Origin of the sequence: Brevibacillus soli (assembly GCF_044759095.2) — a bacterium.
GTDB lineage: Bacteria > Bacillota > Bacilli > Brevibacillales > Brevibacillaceae > JBIYSM02.
The window spans coordinates 39,038-56,011 of sequence record NZ_JBIYSM020000029.1; the positions used below are offsets into that span (position 1 = coordinate 39,038).

At 52.4% G+C, this 16,974-nt stretch carries 17 protein-coding genes and 1 riboswitch; of the genes, 11 read left to right on the forward strand and 6 right to left on the reverse strand.

From position 1 onward, the window contains the following. Positions 1-295: 295 nt before the first annotated feature. Complete coding sequence (lexA, locus tag ACE99V_RS13155) at positions 296-919, reverse strand: transcriptional repressor LexA (RefSeq protein ID WP_400491548.1); 624 nt, start codon at positions 917-919, stop codon at positions 296-298. A gap of 513 nt (positions 920-1,432) precedes the next feature. On the opposite strand from lexA, the gene yneA reads away from it, so the two are divergent. From yneA to ACE99V_RS13175, 4 genes are all read left to right on the forward strand, one after another. Further along, positions 1,433-1,771 carry a cell division suppressor protein YneA gene (yneA, locus tag ACE99V_RS13160; RefSeq protein WP_400491549.1) on the forward strand — a complete coding sequence of 113 codons (339 nt, stop codon included), beginning with the start codon at positions 1,433-1,435 and terminating at the stop codon, positions 1,769-1,771. Between the two features lie 97 nt (positions 1,772-1,868). Beyond that, positions 1,869-2,066 carry a DUF896 domain-containing protein gene (locus ACE99V_RS13165; protein WP_400491550.1) on the forward strand — a complete coding sequence of 66 codons (198 nt, stop codon included), beginning with the start codon at positions 1,869-1,871 and terminating at the stop codon, positions 2,064-2,066. An 88-nt stretch (positions 2,067-2,154) separates the two neighbouring features. Further along, on the forward strand, positions 2,155-2,520 hold the full coding sequence (gene crcB, locus ACE99V_RS13170; protein ID WP_400491551.1) for a fluoride efflux transporter CrcB: 366 nt from the start codon (positions 2,155-2,157) through the stop codon (positions 2,518-2,520). A 281-nt stretch (positions 2,521-2,801) separates the two neighbouring features. Then, positions 2,802-5,054, forward strand: a complete 2,253-nt coding sequence (locus ACE99V_RS13175) for a HelD family protein (protein WP_400491552.1) — start codon at positions 2,802-2,804, stop codon at positions 5,052-5,054. 59 nt (positions 5,055-5,113) lie between these two features. Here ACE99V_RS13175 and ACE99V_RS13180 read toward each other — a convergent pair whose 3' ends face one another. Next, positions 5,114-5,416, reverse strand: coding sequence for a HesB/IscA family protein (locus ACE99V_RS13180; RefSeq protein WP_400491553.1), 303 nt, complete (start codon positions 5,414-5,416; stop codon positions 5,114-5,116). Positions 5,417-5,540: 124 nt separating this feature from the next. On the opposite strand from ACE99V_RS13180, the gene ltaE reads away from it, so the two are divergent. Continuing rightward, entirely contained in the window at positions 5,541-6,563 is a 1,023-nt protein-coding gene (gene ltaE, locus ACE99V_RS13185; protein ID WP_400491554.1) for a low-specificity L-threonine aldolase, read from the forward strand. Between the two features lie 191 nt (positions 6,564-6,754). Here the strand turns inward: ltaE and ACE99V_RS13190 are convergent, their stop codons facing one another. After that, positions 6,755-6,889 (reverse strand): hypothetical protein, encoded by a 135-nt coding sequence (locus ACE99V_RS13190; protein ID WP_400491555.1) that lies wholly within the window; start codon positions 6,887-6,889, stop codon positions 6,755-6,757. 291 nt (positions 6,890-7,180) lie between these two features. Then, positions 7,181-8,617 (reverse strand): amino acid permease, encoded by a 1,437-nt coding sequence (locus ACE99V_RS13195; protein ID WP_400491556.1) that lies wholly within the window; start codon positions 8,615-8,617, stop codon positions 7,181-7,183. Between the two features lie 86 nt (positions 8,618-8,703). Further along, a riboswitch (Lysine riboswitch) is annotated at positions 8,704-8,886 on the reverse strand. A 349-nt stretch (positions 8,887-9,235) separates the two neighbouring features. Between ACE99V_RS13195 and ACE99V_RS13200 the strand changes: the two genes are divergently transcribed. Further along, a complete protein-coding gene (locus tag ACE99V_RS13200) occupies positions 9,236-9,430 on the forward strand; it encodes a hypothetical protein (protein WP_400491557.1) in 195 nt (64 codons plus the stop codon). Here ACE99V_RS13200 and ACE99V_RS13205 read toward each other — a convergent pair. Continuing rightward, the gene (locus tag ACE99V_RS13205) at positions 9,422-10,162 is read right to left on the reverse strand and encodes an alpha/beta hydrolase (RefSeq protein ID WP_400491558.1); all 741 of its coding nucleotides are present in this window, start codon (positions 10,160-10,162) and stop codon (positions 9,422-9,424) included. The two genes, ACE99V_RS13200 and ACE99V_RS13205, sit on opposite strands and share 9 nt — an antisense overlap. A gap of 233 nt (positions 10,163-10,395) precedes the next feature. Here ACE99V_RS13205 and pdhA point away from each other — a divergent pair, with 233 nt between their 5' ends. From pdhA to lpdA, 4 genes are all read left to right on the forward strand, one after another. Further along, entirely contained in the window at positions 10,396-11,481 is a 1,086-nt protein-coding gene (gene pdhA, locus ACE99V_RS13210; protein WP_400491559.1) for a pyruvate dehydrogenase (acetyl-transferring) E1 component subunit alpha, read from the forward strand. Between the two features lie 3 nt (positions 11,482-11,484). Further along, a complete protein-coding gene (locus tag ACE99V_RS13215) occupies positions 11,485-12,465 on the forward strand; it encodes an alpha-ketoacid dehydrogenase subunit beta (protein WP_400491560.1) in 981 nt (326 codons plus the stop codon). A gap of 85 nt (positions 12,466-12,550) precedes the next feature. Then, the gene (locus tag ACE99V_RS13220) at positions 12,551-13,951 is read left to right on the forward strand and encodes a dihydrolipoamide acetyltransferase family protein (RefSeq protein ID WP_400491562.1); all 1,401 of its coding nucleotides are present in this window, start codon (positions 12,551-12,553) and stop codon (positions 13,949-13,951) included. A 3-nt stretch (positions 13,952-13,954) separates the two neighbouring features. Beyond that, positions 13,955-15,367, forward strand: coding sequence for a dihydrolipoyl dehydrogenase (gene lpdA / locus ACE99V_RS13225; protein WP_400491563.1), 1,413 nt, complete (start codon positions 13,955-13,957; stop codon positions 15,365-15,367). A 290-nt stretch (positions 15,368-15,657) separates the two neighbouring features. Here the strand turns inward: lpdA and ACE99V_RS13230 are convergent, their stop codons facing one another. Then, positions 15,658-16,566 carry an acyl-ACP desaturase gene (locus ACE99V_RS13230; RefSeq protein ID WP_400491564.1) on the reverse strand — a complete coding sequence of 303 codons (909 nt, stop codon included), beginning with the start codon at positions 16,564-16,566 and terminating at the stop codon, positions 15,658-15,660. A gap of 156 nt (positions 16,567-16,722) precedes the next feature. On the opposite strand from ACE99V_RS13230, the gene ACE99V_RS13235 reads away from it, so the two are divergent. Then, complete coding sequence (locus tag ACE99V_RS13235) at positions 16,723-16,884, forward strand: Spo0E family sporulation regulatory protein-aspartic acid phosphatase (RefSeq protein WP_400491565.1); 162 nt, start codon at positions 16,723-16,725, stop codon at positions 16,882-16,884. Positions 16,885-16,974 lie beyond the last annotated feature (90 nt).

Here is a 16,974-nt window from a genome sequence, read left to right on the forward strand (position 1 = left end):
GCGGGCTGGCAACGAAGCGAAGCAAAGAGAACGCCTTCGTTTTCCAATAAACGGAACGGGTCGATAAAAAAGGCGTGTCAGCACATGGTCTAACACGCAGTAAATTGGGGTGGAGCGAGCGATGTGGGATGATCTGCCGCATCCTATCCAGCGCACCCTCGATATAGTGTATGCAGAGGACTCGAAACTGCTTGGACAAAAAAATAAACCGTTTCTACGGAATGAAAATCGAGATTCACAAGAGCCATGGAGATACCCCTTCCATGGCTCTAAACACGCTTTTTTCGTACTGTGTCTAGTGAAGCAGACGGTACACGCCGATCACTTTGCCGAGAATGGTTACAGAATCAAGGATGATCGGTTCCATGGTTGAATTTTCCGGCTGCAGGCGGAAGTGGTTTTTTTCCTTGAAAAAACGCTTCACTGTGGCTTCGTCTTCTTCCGTCATGGCGACCACAATGTCACCGTTATTGGCGACACTCTGCTGGCGCACAATCACGTAATCGCCGTCCAGGATGCCTGCTTCGATCATACTGTCACCGGAAACGCGGAGCATGTACACCTTGTCCGAAGTGACGATATTTTCCGGCAACGGGAAATACTCTTCCACGTCCTCCACTGCGGTAATGGGCTGGCCCGCGGTAACTTTACCGACTACGGGGACACGAACGACCGACAATTCGAAATCGTCCTGGAAACGATCTTCGTCGCTCAACAACTCAATCGCACGAGGCTTGGTCGGGTCCCGGCGAATCAGGCCTTTCTTCTCCAGGCGGGCGAGATGACCATGCACGGTGGAGCTGGATGCGAGGCCGACTGCCTCGCCAATTTCCCGAACCGAGGGAGGATATCCCTTGTCTTTTACTTCTTTACGGATAAAGTCAATGATAGCTTGCTGACGATTGGACAGTTTGGACATGAGTGACACCTCATTTTTGGAATATAGGAATGTATAAAAAGGGACCGTCAAATACAGCGTCTCGGAAAGGGTTCGGGGCCCCAGCCGACACCAGCGTCAGCTTACGTCGCCTGGGTTTTCTCATCGTGTAGGAAAGTTTAAGTTTGCTACAGCGTTAATGCATCAGTATCTGAAACTTTCCGAAACGCATAAAAAGCTTCCTCTAAGGAAGAACCAGCTTCTACGATGGACTTCGACAGAAGCTTTTTTTATCGTGTAGGAAAGTTTAAGTTTGCTACAGCGTTAATGCATCAGTATCTGAAACTTTCCGAAACGCATAAAAAGCTTCCTCTAAGGAAGAACCAGCTTCTACGAATGGACTTCGACAGAAGCTTTTTATACGAAAAGTTTTCTATATTATACCATGGGATCTTGCGTTCGACAAACATAAGTTCGTTTTTTTCTCTTGACATGAACGTATGTTCGCATTATTCTAGAATCAAGAAACAGAACAAGTGTTTGTAGGGGGCTATTATGATGAATACCGTATCCGTACATAATCGTTTTGCGAAAAAGCCGGTTCGCAAAGGTCGCATAGGCATTACCAGAGGTCAGGCACTCATCTTTTTGCTGGCATTTACTCTCTTTTTTTATCTGTTGACAGAACTTGTGTTCGCATCCGAATCCCATCAGGAACCGGCGAGCAAACTGATTACGGTTCAAGCGGGAGACAGCTTGTGGAAGCTGGCGAAACGCCATCAGGATGCGGCTGGCATGAATGTGCAGGAACTGGTGGATGCCATTATGGAGTTGAACCGGTTGGACAGCGTTATGATCTATCCCGGTCAAAACATCAAAATCCCGTTGAAATAAAGAAAGAAAGTGCATCTTTGCGTATTCTTCCCAATCACATGCTCTTCCTGTTGTGTTATAATAGAGCGGCATTCTTATGTGACAGGAGGTAGCGCTTTTGGTTACGGACGCAGAAATCAAACGCATTAACGAACTGGCGAAAAAGTCGAAAGAGACCGGCCTCACGGAAGAGGAAAAACAAGAGCAGCAAAAGCTCCGTCAAAAATACATTGACTCCGTGAAGGCATCTCTGAAAGCGAACCTGGATTCCATTCGCTATGTGGAAGACCTTGAAGAAAACGGTCCGAAGCATTAATATAATTGGATATGACATGGACAAAAGACATCCTCGCTTGGCGATTGGATGTTTTTTTGTTCAGTTGAACGATAAGGAGGAAACCGTGATGAGCTGGATTGCTGTCGCACTTGGAGGAGCCGCAGGATCGCTGATGCGGTACTGGTTGGGGCTTCTGTTTAATCTGCCGGGCTGGCCGGCAGGCACTTGGCTGGCCAATGTATGGGGTTCTTTTTGCATCGGACTTTTCTTTGTCTGGGGAAAGGAAAAGGGCTGGTTTTCTCCGGAGTTATACCTGCTGCTTACGACCGGGATGCTCGGCGGATTCACTACCTTTTCAACCTTTTCTCTTGAAGTGGTGACGTTTGCTCTCGACGGGAACTTGGGGAAAGCAATCCTCTACGCGCTGGTCAGTGTCATCGTCGGGCTGTTGGGCGCAGGCGCAGGCATTTGGTTGGGACGCTGCATCACGTAATACATAGATTTGGAAGAACCAACAAGAATTTTCGTATTATGGGGCGTTTAAAAAGGAGGACAAACAGAGCCAAGGTCGGCTAAGAGCGCCCCGTCCTGGGGCCACGCCGACACTTGCACATCGAGGCGCGGAAGTCGCGAGGTCGGCTAAGAGCGCCCCGTCCTGGGGCAACGCCGACACTTGCACGTCCTGTGCTGCGCAGCGGAGCGACGACGCAACGAAGAGATGCGACGGCAATGTTTCCCGGACTTTTTAAACATCCTCTATAAAGGGGGATGCGCGTGATGATCCATCATCGGGACTATGAAATGGAACAAAAACGGTTGGATCAGACCGTTCAACAGATTGATAGGGAAATTGAGATGATAAGGCAGGACATAAGAGAGGCGACCGACGATTACGTCAAACAGGTGGTCAACTCCAAAAAAGCAAAGGACCTGCGCTATCTGGAAGAGCAGGGAAGGGACAAACCGTACTTTGGCAGGGTCGATTTTTTGAAAGACGAGACGTACGAGCTGGACAGTGTGTACATCGGCAAACGGGGCATCGTCAAGAGTGATACGTTCGATGCCATCGTAGTCGATTGGCGCGCGCCGATTGCCAGCCTTTACTACAGCGGAGAGAGCAAGGATGCGTTTTATCGCACAGGCAAAGGGATCGTCCGCGGAGAGGTGAAGCTGAAGCGCAATTTTGCCATCGAGAAGGGAAAGATTACGGGGATTTATGACGGGGCACTCAAGGAAACCATTCACCGTGAGATGGGCGATCCTGATGAATTTTTACAGGAAGGGTTCATTGATGAGTTCCTCGCAGCCAATCTGAATCAGACGAACGACAGCAGGCTGAAAGATATTGTCGCTACCATCCAATCCGAGCAGAACGACATCATCCGGGCGGAAAAGGATCGGCCGGTCGTGGTTCAGGGAGTGGCAGGCAGCGGGAAAACCACCATTGCCCTGCATCGACTCTCGTACTTGATTTACAATTATCAGGATTCGATTGCGTCCAAAAAATTTATGGTATTCGCACCCAACCGGTTGTTCCTCAACTACATCTCCGAAGTACTGCCGGAGCTTGGAGTGGACGATGTACAGCAGTCCACCTTCATCGATTGGGCCGCGCGCATGGTCAAACCGTTGCTGCCCAAAGGCTGGCGGATTGCCGATCCGAACAAGCCGCTGATCCTGTTTTTTGAAGCGGGACAGGACCGCCGGGAGCAGGAGACGGCATGGGACCGTCTCCATTTTAAAGGCTCGCTCGAATGTCGGGAAACGCTGGAAAACTGCCTGCGGCATATTGTGGAAGAAGAAATTCCTTATAAAAAACTAAGCTTTGTATACAACAGGACGAATCAGGTTTTTACCATTGAGGGCAGCATCATCAAGCAGTTGTTTACCGAACAGTTTCGGAATCTGCCGTACAAGAACAGGGTGGAGGCGCTGCGCAAACATCTGAAGCAGGAAATGAACAAACAACTGTTCGCCCATCTTCGCGAGCTGAAAGTCGATCTGGACAAGCAGGGATTGGCCAAGTTTGAAAAAATGCTGGAGCAGATCCTGGACAGGTACCTGGCCGTTTTTCCCAAGCCGGATGTGTTCACACTGTACCGCCAGCTGATGAGCGACCCGGAGCGTCTGCGAAGGTTGGCTCCCCAGGAACTATCCGATCAGGAGATTGAGCATATCTCACGTTCTTCCCGTGAACTGTATGAGCAGGAACGAATCGAAGCGGAGGATCTCGCTCCGCTGCTCTATCTCAAGCACCTGTTGGAAGGACTGGATCATGCAAGACAGTTCGATCATGCTGTCGTGGATGAGGCACAGGACTTAAGCGCCTTGGAAATCGCCGTCATTGCGATGATGACGAAGCGTCAGTCGGTCACTATCGTGGGCGATATCGCCCAAGGCATTCACTCCTATCGAGGCCTGCATTCCTGGGAAGAGCTTCTGGAGGGAGTTTTTACCCCATTGCGGGCCGAGTACTACACGCTGGCGCAAAGCTACCGTTCCACTGTAGAAATCATGCGCTGCGCCAACCAGGTACTGAAAGCGATCAGCCTGCCGGAGACGGTGCTGGCCAAACCGGTGCTGCGGCATGGACAAAAGCCGATCCTGCTCCCGGTGCCCAGTCGGACGGAACAGTGGGAACAAGTGACTCGTCGTGTGGAGGAGTACCGTAAGGAAGGGTTTCAAACCATCGCGATCGTAACCAAAACGATCGAGGAAAGTAAAAATGCTTACAAAGCGCTGCGATCCAGCCTGCCCGACATCACCCTGCTCGGCAGCAAGGACACAGCGTTTCCCGGGGGCGTAAGCGCGATGCCCGCCTACCTGACCAAGGGATTGCAGTTTGATGTGGTGATTCTACTCGACGTAGACAGCTATTCAACCAGCGAAATGGATGCAAAACTGCTTTACGTCGCCATGACGCGACCCGTTCACCGCCTGCTGATGCTGCATGTCGAGGGACAGATGACCCCGTTGTTGAAGGATGTGCCGAAAGATCTACTGGATCATGAAAACGCTGGTTTCTAGCAAACGAAAACCCTCTACCCGTTACGAATTGGTAGAGGGTTTTGCCTCTTTGCGATCGATTAATGATCTCCCGTGTTGCCTTTGGTCGGATTGGTGATCACGTAGCCTTCTTCCGGCAGGTACAGATAGTCGATTACAACACCATCGAGCAGTTCTTCGTCTTTTTTCACCACGACGTCAATCTCCTTATCGGTAGAGACGACCACATCGTCATCGCCCGGTTTGTCCAACGCGAGGCCGTAGTGAGCGTGATCGCCGTGTTTATGTGTAACGTAGACGCGCAGTTTCAGATCTTTATCTTCTTCCTGTGCCAGTACCTCGGACAGTTGCTTGGCGGCGTTGCGTGTAATTTTTACTTTCATGGGGGCAGGTCTCCTAACATTGGAAAATTGATCTCCTTTATAGTAACAAAGAGAGAAATCGAAAAGCAATGGAGAAAGTGCTATGATGGTACCAGATGTACAGAGAAGAAGGGAGAGAAGTTCCATGTTGATAGATTTGCGGAGCGACACGGTGACGAAACCGACGGAAGCGATGATCCGCGCCATGGCGGAAGCGGAAGTAGGGGATGATGTCTACGGCGAGGACCCTACCGTAAATCGTTTGGAAAGCATTGCGGCAGAGCGACTGGGCAAAGAGGCGGCGCTTTTTGTCACAAGCGGTACCCAGGGCAATCAGGTAGCGGTCTTGACCCACTGCGTCAACGGCGATGAAGTCATTTTGGAGGCCGATTCCCACATTTTTTATTACGAAGGGGGAGCGGTAGCCGCTTTGGCCGGGGTACAGACGAGAACGGTAACCGGTATACGAGGCGCGATGCAGGCAAGAGACGTGGCGATTGCGATTCGCGGAAAGAACATTCACTTCCCGCGGACCAGGCTGGTGTGCATGGAAAACACCCATAACCGCGCGGGGGGCGCAGTCGTGTCACCGGAACAGATGAAGGAAGTATACGAAATAGCCAACCAAAACGGCGTCGGTGTCCATTTGGACGGGGCGCGCCTGTTTAACGCCGCTGTGGCGTTGGGAAGGGATGTCAGCGAATTTACCCGCTGGACGGATTCTGTCCAGGTGTGTTTGTCAAAGGGATTAAGCGCTCCAGTCGGTTCCATCCTCGCAGGCAGCCGCGAGTTCATTGAAGAAGCGCGCTGGTGGCGCAAAAAGCTGGGCGGCGGCTTGCGGCAGGCTGGGTATTTGGCGGCGCCGGGAATCCTCGCCTTGACCGAGATGGTCGAACGGCTTCAGGAAGACCATAACCGGGCTCAACTGTTGGCCGAAGGGCTGGCCAAGCTGTCCCTGGAAGTACTTCCGGTGGAAACCAACATTGTGCTTGTCCGGACAGAAACGGTGAACCTCACGGCGGCAGAACTACTGTCCCGCCTCGCGGAGAAAGGCGTTCTGGCTGTCGATTTTGACGAGCATGTCGTCCGGTTTACGACGCATCGACACATCTCTGATGACGACATCATCAGGACACTGCAAGCGGTAGAAGCTGTGCTGACAGCATAAGAAAACCCACCCGTCATTAGCTATCCTCGACCCACTCGGCGTTTGCTATCGCTGTGCCGAGTGGGGTCCCTTTCTTCGCCGGGCGGGGCCCCGAACACTTTTCTAGCCGCTGTATGGGATGTCCAAATTTATACATTCTTTTACACGAAAAAAGAGGCGGGGAGTCGACCCCGCTTCTTTCCATATCAGAGTTATACCAGATCGGCCCATTCAGACCAATCGATCGGGGGAAGGTACATCTCTTCATCCCGTGGTGGAAAGTACAGCTCGTACAAGTCGTGCAAGAGAGCGTCCGGCGGTTCAGGTAAACGGTTGGGATCTGTCAAGGTGATTCCCCCTTATCGCTCCTAGCTTTCCCCAAAATCCATTCAAACAGTACAGGAGCCCGGTCACGAGCCGGACATCTGTTCATACACTGTAAGGGAAAATAGGCAATAGGGGCGGTGACCGCGTGGGGAAACAGGGAGAGTGGTCGACGGAAGATCTTGCAATCCTGGCTGCTGTCTTGGTATTGGCGGGGGATATCCTTACCTTGTTATCTCTCTTACAGGAACGGAAGGAGAAAAAGTAAAAGCGGACCGGGTTGCCTCTAGAACCCGGTCCTTGTTTTTCCGTGATTATTTCGTTTCCATCGCGACTTGTGCAGACTCGGAAGCATCCGGTTTCCGACGCGGCTGCATCAGCGGGTAAAGCAGGAATCCGACGAGATACAAGCAGAGGCCAAACAAGAGCGTTTTCATATCGGACGTACCGGTTTTGATAACCCATACCGAGAAGGCCATGGCCAGGATCGCGATGAGAGCGTCCTTGATACGTGAACCGCTTTGCTGCTGATAGGTTTCCCCGGTCAACACCAGCTTTAGCTGGTAGATGGCAGAAACCAGATACGGAAGCAGAGTAGCCAGTGTAGCTATGGTAATGACAAAGCTGAACGCCTCGGCAATGGTGCCGGAAATCGTCGAGAAGATAAACATTTGTGACATGATGTTGGTTACGGTCAGAGAACCGACCGGGCTGCCGTTTTTGTTCACTTTGCCGAAAAAGGCAGGGAACATGCCGGCACGAGCTGCCTGGAAAGGCGGTTCCGAGCCAAGCAGGATCCAACCGATCGACGAACCGGTCAAGGAGACGATCGCCAGTACGGCCATGATGGTGGCGCCGGAATTACCAATGACCAGGGAAAGCGCGTCAACCAACGGTTTGTCGGATGCTTTCAACTGTTCAAGCGGAAGTACGCCCATGGTGAGCAGGCTGATCCCCATGTAAATGGTGACGGCAATCAACAAGCCGACAATCGTAGCGGAACGCACGTCACGTTGGGAACGGGCGCGTCCCGAAAGCACAACGGCAGACTCAATTCCCACAAACGCCCACAGGGTGGAGATCATCGCCAGGTTGATTTGGCCGGACAGGTTTTGCATGACGCCGTTTTCATCTTCGACTGGCGTGTAGAAAGAGCCCATGTTGGCGCTGTCAAACGCTAACAGACATGCACAGATGAACAGAACAAAGCCCAATACCTTGGTGGCGGTGGACAGGAAGTTCAATTTTCCCGCCCCGTTCAAACCGCGGACGAGCAGGGTGTGAATTCCCCACAACAAGACGGTGCAAACCAGGAAGGTGGTCAGTTTCCCTTTTTCGATCGGGAAGGAAGAGAGGGTAAACAGCACGGTTTCATCACGCATCACAGGGAAAAAGGTGGAGAGATAACCGGCAAAGGTGGTGATGATGGCGACGTTTCCCGCCCAGTTGGCCACCCAGTATCCCCAGACCATGCTGTAACCGGCCATATTGCCCGCGCGCGGCGACTGGAACATGGCACGCGCATAGCTTTGCGGACCAGCCGTCAACTCCGGACGGCGTAGCGACAGATTTCCAAAGACAAATGCGATCATAAGCACGCCCAAGCCTGTAAGCAGCCAGGCAATGATGACAGCAAGCGGACTGGCGGATTGAGCCAGCGTGCTCGGCAGCATGAAAATACCGGAGCCGACCATGTTGCCAACCACAAAGGCAGTCAGCAGCCAAAAGCCCCATTTGTTTGTTTGATTCATGAATAAGTCCTCCTGTTGGAAAAATAAAAAAACACCGATGAACGTGTGTTCACGGCGTTTCCCATGGGAAACCCGCATCCAGTTCGAAAAAAGATAGTGCTCCACAGGTGAGACGCACCTGTGACAGTTCTGCACCTGTTCGATGCAGCCCCAGCATGAACACGATGTGGCATGTTCATGCTTCGGCGGTTTTCCCTTTCACCGGCGTTCATTGACCCCACGTAGTCTCCTGCCGGCTACTGATGAATCCCGCAACCTCTACCTCACCCCGAACTGCGATGAGGATTTTGATTATTTACTTGAGGAAATCATCTGTGCAACGCTGTTGAGTATAGCAAGGTTAAAAAAATACGTCAACAGGTAAAAATATACGATCGTATTTCCCCTACCCCCCATCAAGAAGAGAGTAAATCCATTTCCGATAAGAAATACTATGAGTGTCCATGAAAAACCCACCCGACCATAGCTAACGCTCCACCCACTTGGCGATAGTGAAAGCAGTACCGAGTGGGGTCCCTTGCTGCGTCGGGCGTGGCCCCGAATCTTTCCAAGGGGCTGTTTCCAAGGCCTAACTTTTGGAAATTCCTAGTTACCTTGAGGGAAAAGAGGGATGAATCCGTGATTTCAGCGAAACAGCGTCAATTGGTGATGAACCAGATGCAGCGCGATGAGAGCAAGGTGGTCAACATCGTGTTAACCGACGCCCGACAGGTCGCAGGCGAGATCGACAAAGCCACCCATGAGGGCATCTTCTTAAGCGACGGCAGACAATACCGTTATGATGAAATCAAAGAGATAAACGGATTAACGTGAAGAGAACCCGCTGGTAAAAAAGTGGCGCAATCCGTCGGGGAGTTCCTTTTGCCACAAGCCCCACACGTGATTGCCGGGCTTCTCACGATAGGAGACTTGCGCCTGCTTTGCGGTTAGCAGATCCCGGGTCCTCCGGTTCCATTCCACGAAGTCAAAGGTGCCGATATGGGTTTCCACCGCAGTTTCCTCAAGTCCAACCACCATCCAGATGTTTAGCCAGGAAAGAGTCTCTTCCACGGCAATGCGATCCAAAGTCGGTTGGAAGAAAGCGCCGGAGAGGGATAGCACTTGGGGGAACACCTCCGGCTGATCCAGCGCCAGATGCAGGGATACCGTGCCTCCCAGTGAATCGCCAGCGAGCACGCGGCTGGATGCATCACGGCGAACCGGATACCGCTCCTCGATCCAGGGGAGCAATTCTTCTGTAAAGAACCGTTTGTAGGCTGGGTTGCGCGTCCCTGCTGCGGAGTATTCGCTGGTTCGTTTGCTCCGCTCAACGGATACACCCACGATGATGACCGGTTCCATCCCTTCCTCCAAGATCAGCTGGTTGGTGATGGTTGCGATTCGTCCCATCGTAAAAAAGTCGTTGCCGTCCTGGCAGTAGACGACAGGGTAGGACAAAAGCTCGTTGTATCCGGGGGGCAGATAGATTTTGACGGGACGGGGAGCATCGAGATGGATGCTCGGAATCTCTTCTTTTACAATGGTGCGTTTTACATAATCGGACATGGCGGGCTCACCTCAAAATGTCACAGTGGAAAACTAATCCTTGAAAAAAATTGATACAGATTTTATAGTAAATGATAACAGAACGGAAATAAACCCTGTAATATCAATACTATAACACATAGAACAGGTGTTGTTGCTGAGGTATAACAGGGATTGCGGAAGTGTTTGAAAGCACTTTCAGCTCCAGTGAAATTTCCAAGCCTTTCTTCCAATCCAGTAAAGAGGTGAATGTGATGAGCGTTACAACTGCTGTTGAACAAACAGGCAACAACTCTCCGCTGCAAATTCTTGCGCCAGACGGAACCGTTGTTGCTCCTGACATGATGCCAAAGCTCTCCGACGACGAACTGCGTGAACTGATGCGCAAAATGGTGTTTACCCGCGTGTGGGACCAGCGGGCGATCAGCTTGAACCGCCAGGGCCGCCTTGGCTTTTACGCGCCTGTGGCTGGCCAGGAAGCGGCGATGATCGGTTCTGAATCCGCTCTGTCCAAAGAAGATTTCATTCTGCCGAGCTACCGTGACATTCCGCAAATGGTATGGCACGGCTTCCCGATGTACCAGGCATTCCTGTACTCCCGCGGACACATCCACGGCGGTCAAATTCCGGAAGGTGTCAACGTTCTTATGCCGCAAATCATCATCGCGGCTCAATGTACCCAGGCAACCGGCGTCGCAATGGGTTACAAGCTTCGCGGAGAAAAACGCGTCGCGATCAACTACTTCGGTGACGGCGCAACCTCCCAGGGCGATTTCTACGAAGGCATGAACTTCGCCGGCGTATACAAGCTGCCGGTGATCTTCTTCTCCCAAAACAACGGCTATGCCATTTCCGTTCCGTTCGAAAAGCAAACCGCTTCGGAAAACATCGCGGTAAAAGCCCAGGCTGCCGGAATTGCTAGCACCCGCGTTGACGGCATGGACGTCCTTGCTGTTTACAAAGCGGTTCAAGATGCTCGCGAGCGCGGAATCAGCGGCGAGGGCGCTACCCTGATCGAAGCCTTGACCTATCGCTACGGTCCGCACACCATGGCCGGTGATGACCCGACCCGCTACCGTACCGGCGAAGAACAAAACGAGTGGGAGCAAAAAGACCCGCTCATCCGATTCCGCAAGTTCCTGGAAGCAAAAGGTCTGTGGAGCGAAAAAGACGAAGAGGCTGTCATTGAAGAAGCGAAACAGGCGGTAGCCGACGCCATCAAGAAAGCGGACGAATATCCGAAGATGAAGGTAACCGACCTGATCGACGTGATGTTCGAAACACTGCCTCCGTATCTCGAAGAACAAAAGGCAGAATATCTGGCGAAGGAGTCGAAGTAAGCCATGGCACAAATGACAATGGTTCAAGCCATTACCGATGCTTTGCGCGTTGAGCTGAAACGCGACGAAACCGTTCTCGTCTTCGGTGAAGACGTAGGGAAAAACGGCGGCGTATTCCGCGCGACGGAAGGTCTGCAAAAGGAATTCGGCGAGAACCGCGTATTTGATACTCCGCTGGCCGAGTCCGGTATCGGCGGTCTGGCTGTAGGTCTCTCCGTGAACGGATTCCGTCCCGTAGCGGAAATCCAGTTCTTTGGTTTCGTGTTTGAAACCTTTGACGCGATCGCGTCCCAAGCCGCTCGTATGCGCTACCGTTCCGGCGGCCGCTACACCAGCCCGATTACATTCCGTTCGCCGTTTGGCGGCGGCGTAAAAACGCCTGAGCTGCACGCGGACTCCCTCGAGGGCCTGTTCCTGCAAACCCCAGGGGTAAAAGTGGTAATCCCTTCCAATCCGTATGATGCCAAAGGCCTGCTGATCTCCGCGATTCGCGACAACGATCCGGTTATCTTCCTTGAGCACATGAAGCTGTATCGTTCTTTCCGTGCAGAGGTGCCGGAAGGCGAATACACCATTCCGCTCGGCAAAGCAAACGTGGTGAAAGAGGGCAGCGATGTTACCATCATCACCTACGGCGCCATGGTTCATACCAGCCTGAAGGCAGCGGAGGAGCTGGAAAAGGCACGCGGGGCAAAAGTGGAAGTAATCGACCTGCGCACCATCAACCCGCTCGACATGGATACGGTGCTGGCATCCGTGAAAAAGACCAACCGTGCCATCGTCGTGCAGGAAGCGCAAAAATCTGCAGGTGTCGCTGCGGAAATCATCGCACAAATCAACGAAAAGGCGATTCTGCACCTGGAAGCTCCGGTGCTGCGCGTAACGGCTCCGGACACTGTTTATCCGTTCGCACAGGCGGAAGACATCTGGCTTCCTGATGTAAAACGCGTCGTGGACGCCTTGACGCAAGTGCTTGATTTCTAGGCTTCCTTGTATAAAACAACGGCGGAAAGATCAGCTTTCCGCCTTCTTTAGGCACGCTCATTCACGCTTATAGGAGGGAATCAACGTGAGTCGTTTCGTATTCAAACTCCCGGAGCTCGGCGAAGGCATCCATGAAGGCGAAATCGTCAAATGGCACGTAAAACCGGGGGATTCCGTAGAAGAAGACCAGGTAATCATGGAAGTGCAAAATGACAAAGCCGTAGTGGAAGTTCCGTCACCGGTAAAAGGAAAAGTAGTAGACCTGAAAGTTACCGAAGGAACCGTTTCCGTTGTCGGCGATCCGCTGATCGAATTTGAAGTGGAAGGCGAAATTCCCAACCTGCCTGATCACGGCCATGCAGAAGCACCTGCCGTGGCTGTTTCTGAACCGGCAAAAACGGATGACAAAATGGAGCCCGGCTGCGATATCGGTTCGCAGGTAAGCGCAAACGCCAATCAGGCGCTTGACACGCCGATGGCCGCACCTGCTGCGACGGCAGTGGCCGCTCCGGTTGACCGCAAACACGTGCTGGCAACCCCATCCGTACGTAAATACGCACGCGAAAAAGGCGTGCAGCTGGCACTCGTTCCAGGTACAGGCAAGCTGGGCCGTATCACCCGAGAAGACGTAGACCGTTTCCTTGCAGGCGGCGCAGCTGCACCGGCAGCAGCAGCTCCGGCGGCTCAAGCGCAAACAGCCGCACCGGCAGCAGAAGCACCTGCGGCAACCGGCGTACAGCAGGCAGCAGCCGCACCGACCGTTCACTACGCGGCGCAAGCAGGTGAACTGGAAGAGCGCGTACCGCTGAAAGGCATTCGCAAAGCGATCGCCAAGGCAATGGTCAAATCCAAATATACGGCGCCGCACGTCACCATTTTTGACGAAGTCGATGTGACCGAATTGGTTGCCCTGCGCAAGGAAGCAAAACCGCTGGCTGAAGAGCGCGGCGTGAAGCTGACCTATTTGCCGCTCATCGTCAAGGCGGTTGTAGCCGGCCTGAAAAAGTTCCCGGAACTGAACGCATCCATCGACGACGAAAAACAAGAAATCATCTACAAAAAGTACTACAACATCGGCATTGCCACTTCTACCGATGAAGGCCTGCTCGTTCCGGTGGTAAAAGCGGCTGATCGCAAGTCCATCTTCGAAATCGCGGGCGAAATCAACGAATTGGCGAAGAAGGCGCGCGACCGCAAAGCAACGGCGGACGAACTGAAAGGCTCCACATTCAGTATCACCAACATCGGTTCTGCCGGCGGGATGTTCTTTACACCGGTCATCAACCATCCGGAAGTAGCGATCCTGGGTGTGGGCCGAATCAGCGAGAAACCTGTGGTGAAGAACGGGGAAATCGTTGTGGGGCAAGTGCTTTCCCTTTCGCTCAGCTTCGACCACCGTTTGATCGACGGCGAACCTGCACAGCGTTTCGTCAACTACGTGAAGCAGCTGCTGGAAAACCCTACGCTTTTGGTCATGGAGGGATAATCAATGGTAGTAGGTGAATTTACCACAGAAGTAGACGTTCTCGTCATTGGTGCGGGACCTGGCGGCTATGTGGCAGCCATTCGCGCTGCCCAGATGGGGAAATCCGTCGCCGTCGTGGAAAAAGCGGAAATTGGCGGTGTCTGCCTGAATGTAGGCTGCATTCCGTCCAAAGCCATGATCCACGCTGCCCATACGTACGAGCATGCGCAGCACACGTCCAACATGGGGATTACCATGGAAAACGTGAAAGTGGACTTCGCCAAGGTGCAAGAGTGGAAAAACGGCATCGTGAAACAGTTGACCGGCGGCGTTGGCTCGCTGTTCAAAGGCAATAAAATCCAGGTGATCCCGGGCGAAGCGCTGTTCGTCAGCGAAAATGAAGTGCGCGTCTTCCACGGCTATGATGTGAACCGCTACAAGTTCAATCACTGCATCATCGCCACCGGTTCCCGTCCGATTGAACTGCCGGCATTCCCGTTTGGCAAGCGTGTTCTCTCGTCCACAGAGGCCCTGGCATTGACGGAGATTCCGAAGAGCCTCGTCGTGATCGGCGGCGGTTACATCGGTATCGAATTGGGAACGGTATTTGCGAAATTCGGGACAAAGGTAACCGTGCTGGAAGGAGCCGATCAAATTCTGCCAGGCTTCGAAGCGGAGATGACTCGTCTCGTAGAGCGCAAGCTGAAAAAGCTGGGCGTTGAGATCAATACCAAGGCGCTCGCACAAGGAATGGAAGAGACCGAAAACGGTATCGTTGTAAAAGCGGAAGTAAAAGGCGAACAAAAGTCTTTCGAAGCAGAGTACGTGCTGGTGACCGTCGGCCGTCGTCCGAACACCGACGAGCTGGGTCTGCGCGACATCGGCATGAAGCTGACCGACCGCGGATACGTGGTTGTAGACAAGCAATGCCGTACCAGCATTCCGAACGTATATGCCATCGGTGACATCGTCGAAGGTCCTGCTCTTGCGCACAAGGCGTCCTACGAAGGAAAAGTGGCGGCAGAAGTAATTGCCGGTCATGCAGCCGAAGTGGATTACAAAGCGATCCCGGCCGTCGTCTTCTCTGATCCGGAATGCGCCAGCGTGGGAATCAGCGAGAAGGAAGCGAAGGAAAAAGGAATCGACTATGTATCCGGCCGCTTCCCGTTTGCAGCCAACGGACGCGCACTGTCCGTCAATGCCGGAGAAGGCTTCGTGAAACTGATCGCCGAAAAAGGCACCAATCTGGTGCTCGGCGCTCAAATCGTCGGACCGGAAGCGTCCAACATCATCGCTGAAATCGGTTTGGCGATCGAAATGGGAGCTACCCTGGAAGACATCGAGCTGACCATCCACGCACACCCGACACTGGGCGAAGTGACGATGGAAGCAGCCGAGCTCGCTCTGGGCCGTCCGATTCACGTGTTGAACAAATAACCACAGAAAACCTTGCATCCGAATCGGAGATGCAAGGTTTTTCCTTTTTCGTGTAGGAAAGATTGCTGCTTTCCGGAACGCATAAAAGCTTCCTCTAAGGAAGAACCAGCTTCTACGAAGGGGCTTCGACAGAAGCTGTTTTTAGCATATAAGCATTTATAAAAATGGACATCCCATACAGCCGCTAGAAAAGTGTTCGGGGCCCCGCCCGGCGAAGAAAGGGACCCCACTCGGCACAGCGATAGCTAACGCCGAGTGGGTCGAGGATAGCTAAAGTCGGCTGGGTTTTCTTACTGGATTCCCTTTGCCGCCAGTCTTTCCGTAATGCGTTTCAGCTTCTCGTAATGCTTCAGCAGGCGATCTTTTGCCGCCATTGCTTCAGGACGGCTCGGCTGCAGGTCCTTCACGGCCCAGAATTCGACGAGATGCTCGTACACTTGGTTGAAGTAGGCAACCGGTCCGTAGTTTGCTTCCGTCGCAGCGATGTTCATCCGCTTGTCAAAGTCGGGCATCCCCACTCCAGGCATGCGGAAGTTGGTCATCACTTTTTCGATGTAGTAGATGAAGTTGTGATCAATGCCCAGATATGCCTTGCAAGCGTCGCGATAAAACGCGAAGTGGAGCGTTTCGTCTTTGGCCAAGCGACGCAGCAAACGGGAGAGGTCAGGATCATGGTCGTTCGCAACTTTGGCTACGTTGTTGTAAAAGACCATGGTGGCCAGTTCCTGAATGGTTGTATAGACCATGGTTTCCAGTGCGCATTCCAAATCGGGTTCAAAACCTTGTTCGACCACCGTTTTGCGCAGCTTGTGAAGTTCGTGCGGATTTGCGTTGCGGGTGATAATCAGGTATGTCTCCAGAAGCGAGGAGTGCTGATCTTCTTCCGATGTCCACGTGTGGACAAATTGTGTCAGCACTTCAAGGGAACCTTTGAATGTAACGGCGAGATGCGTGGTAAACCAGGGGAGGTTTACTTCCGTTAACAGAGCCGTTTCAACTGCCGTGTAAATTCCATCGGGAAGAGTCCGCTGGCTTGGATCCCACGGTTCCTTTTTGAAGCAGCGTCCTTTTTCCCAAGGGATAAATTCGTGGTAGCTCCAGTCAATATTTGCTGCCCGTTGTCGGTGCAGGGCGTACAGTTCCTTCAATGCGGGCTCTAATCGATGATCGAACAAATCCACCTTGTAATGTTCCGCCATTCCGATTCTCCAATCTTTTCATTATTGCAAACATTCGTTTTAATCATATCACAAAACCCGCACCCAGTTGCGTGAAAATGCGAACTTTTCCTCTTTCCAATAAATATCAATTATTGTAAAATGATGGTAGTTTGAGTCGGGCGGAGGTTTTACAGCATGGAAATCACTCGAAAAATGATAGATGAGCTGCGGCAGCAATTGGAACGTGCAGCAAAGGAGGTTGGCTATAATTTTTTGGATCCGGAAATTGTAGCCATCAGCCAACAACTGGATAAGCTAATTGTTGCACACATGCTGCAACTTTCAAAACGCCCTTGAACAGGGCGTTTTATTTATCGTGTAGGAAAGTTTAAGGGCTTCACCGTGTGAAAGCGTCCTGAAATAAACTTTCCGGAACGCATAAAAAGT

Bases quoted from the DNA above. Each gene is read 5' to 3' on its own strand.
- ltaE (WP_400491554.1), top strand. From the start codon at position 5,541: ATGTTGATAGATTTGCGGAGCGACACGGTGACGAAACCGACGGAAGCG.
- ACE99V_RS13230 (WP_400491564.1), bottom strand. From the start codon at position 16,566: ATGGCGGAACATTACAAGGTGGATTTGTTCGATCATCGATTAGAGCCC.
- yneA (WP_400491549.1), top strand. From the start codon at position 1,433: ATGATGAATACCGTATCCGTACATAATCGTTTTGCGAAAAAGCCGGTT.
- crcB (WP_400491551.1), top strand. From the start codon at position 2,155: ATGAGCTGGATTGCTGTCGCACTTGGAGGAGCCGCAGGATCGCTGATG.
- lexA (WP_400491548.1), bottom strand. From the start codon at position 919: ATGTCCAAACTGTCCAATCGTCAGCAAGCTATCATTGACTTTATCCGT.
- ACE99V_RS13215 (WP_400491560.1), top strand. From the start codon at position 11,485: ATGGCACAAATGACAATGGTTCAAGCCATTACCGATGCTTTGCGCGTT.
- ACE99V_RS13180 (WP_400491553.1), bottom strand. From the start codon at position 5,416: ATGAAAGTAAAAATTACACGCAACGCCGCCAAGCAACTGTCCGAGGTA.
- ACE99V_RS13235 (WP_400491565.1), top strand. From the start codon at position 16,723: ATGGAAATCACTCGAAAAATGATAGATGAGCTGCGGCAGCAATTGGAA.
- ACE99V_RS13195 (WP_400491556.1), bottom strand. From the start codon at position 8,617: ATGAATCAAACAAACAAATGGGGCTTTTGGCTGCTGACTGCCTTTGTG.
- lpdA (WP_400491563.1), top strand. From the start codon at position 13,955: ATGGTAGTAGGTGAATTTACCACAGAAGTAGACGTTCTCGTCATTGGT.
- pdhA (WP_400491559.1), top strand. From the start codon at position 10,396: ATGAGCGTTACAACTGCTGTTGAACAAACAGGCAACAACTCTCCGCTG.
- ACE99V_RS13205 (WP_400491558.1), bottom strand. From the start codon at position 10,162: ATGTCCGATTATGTAAAACGCACCATTGTAAAAGAAGAGATTCCGAGC.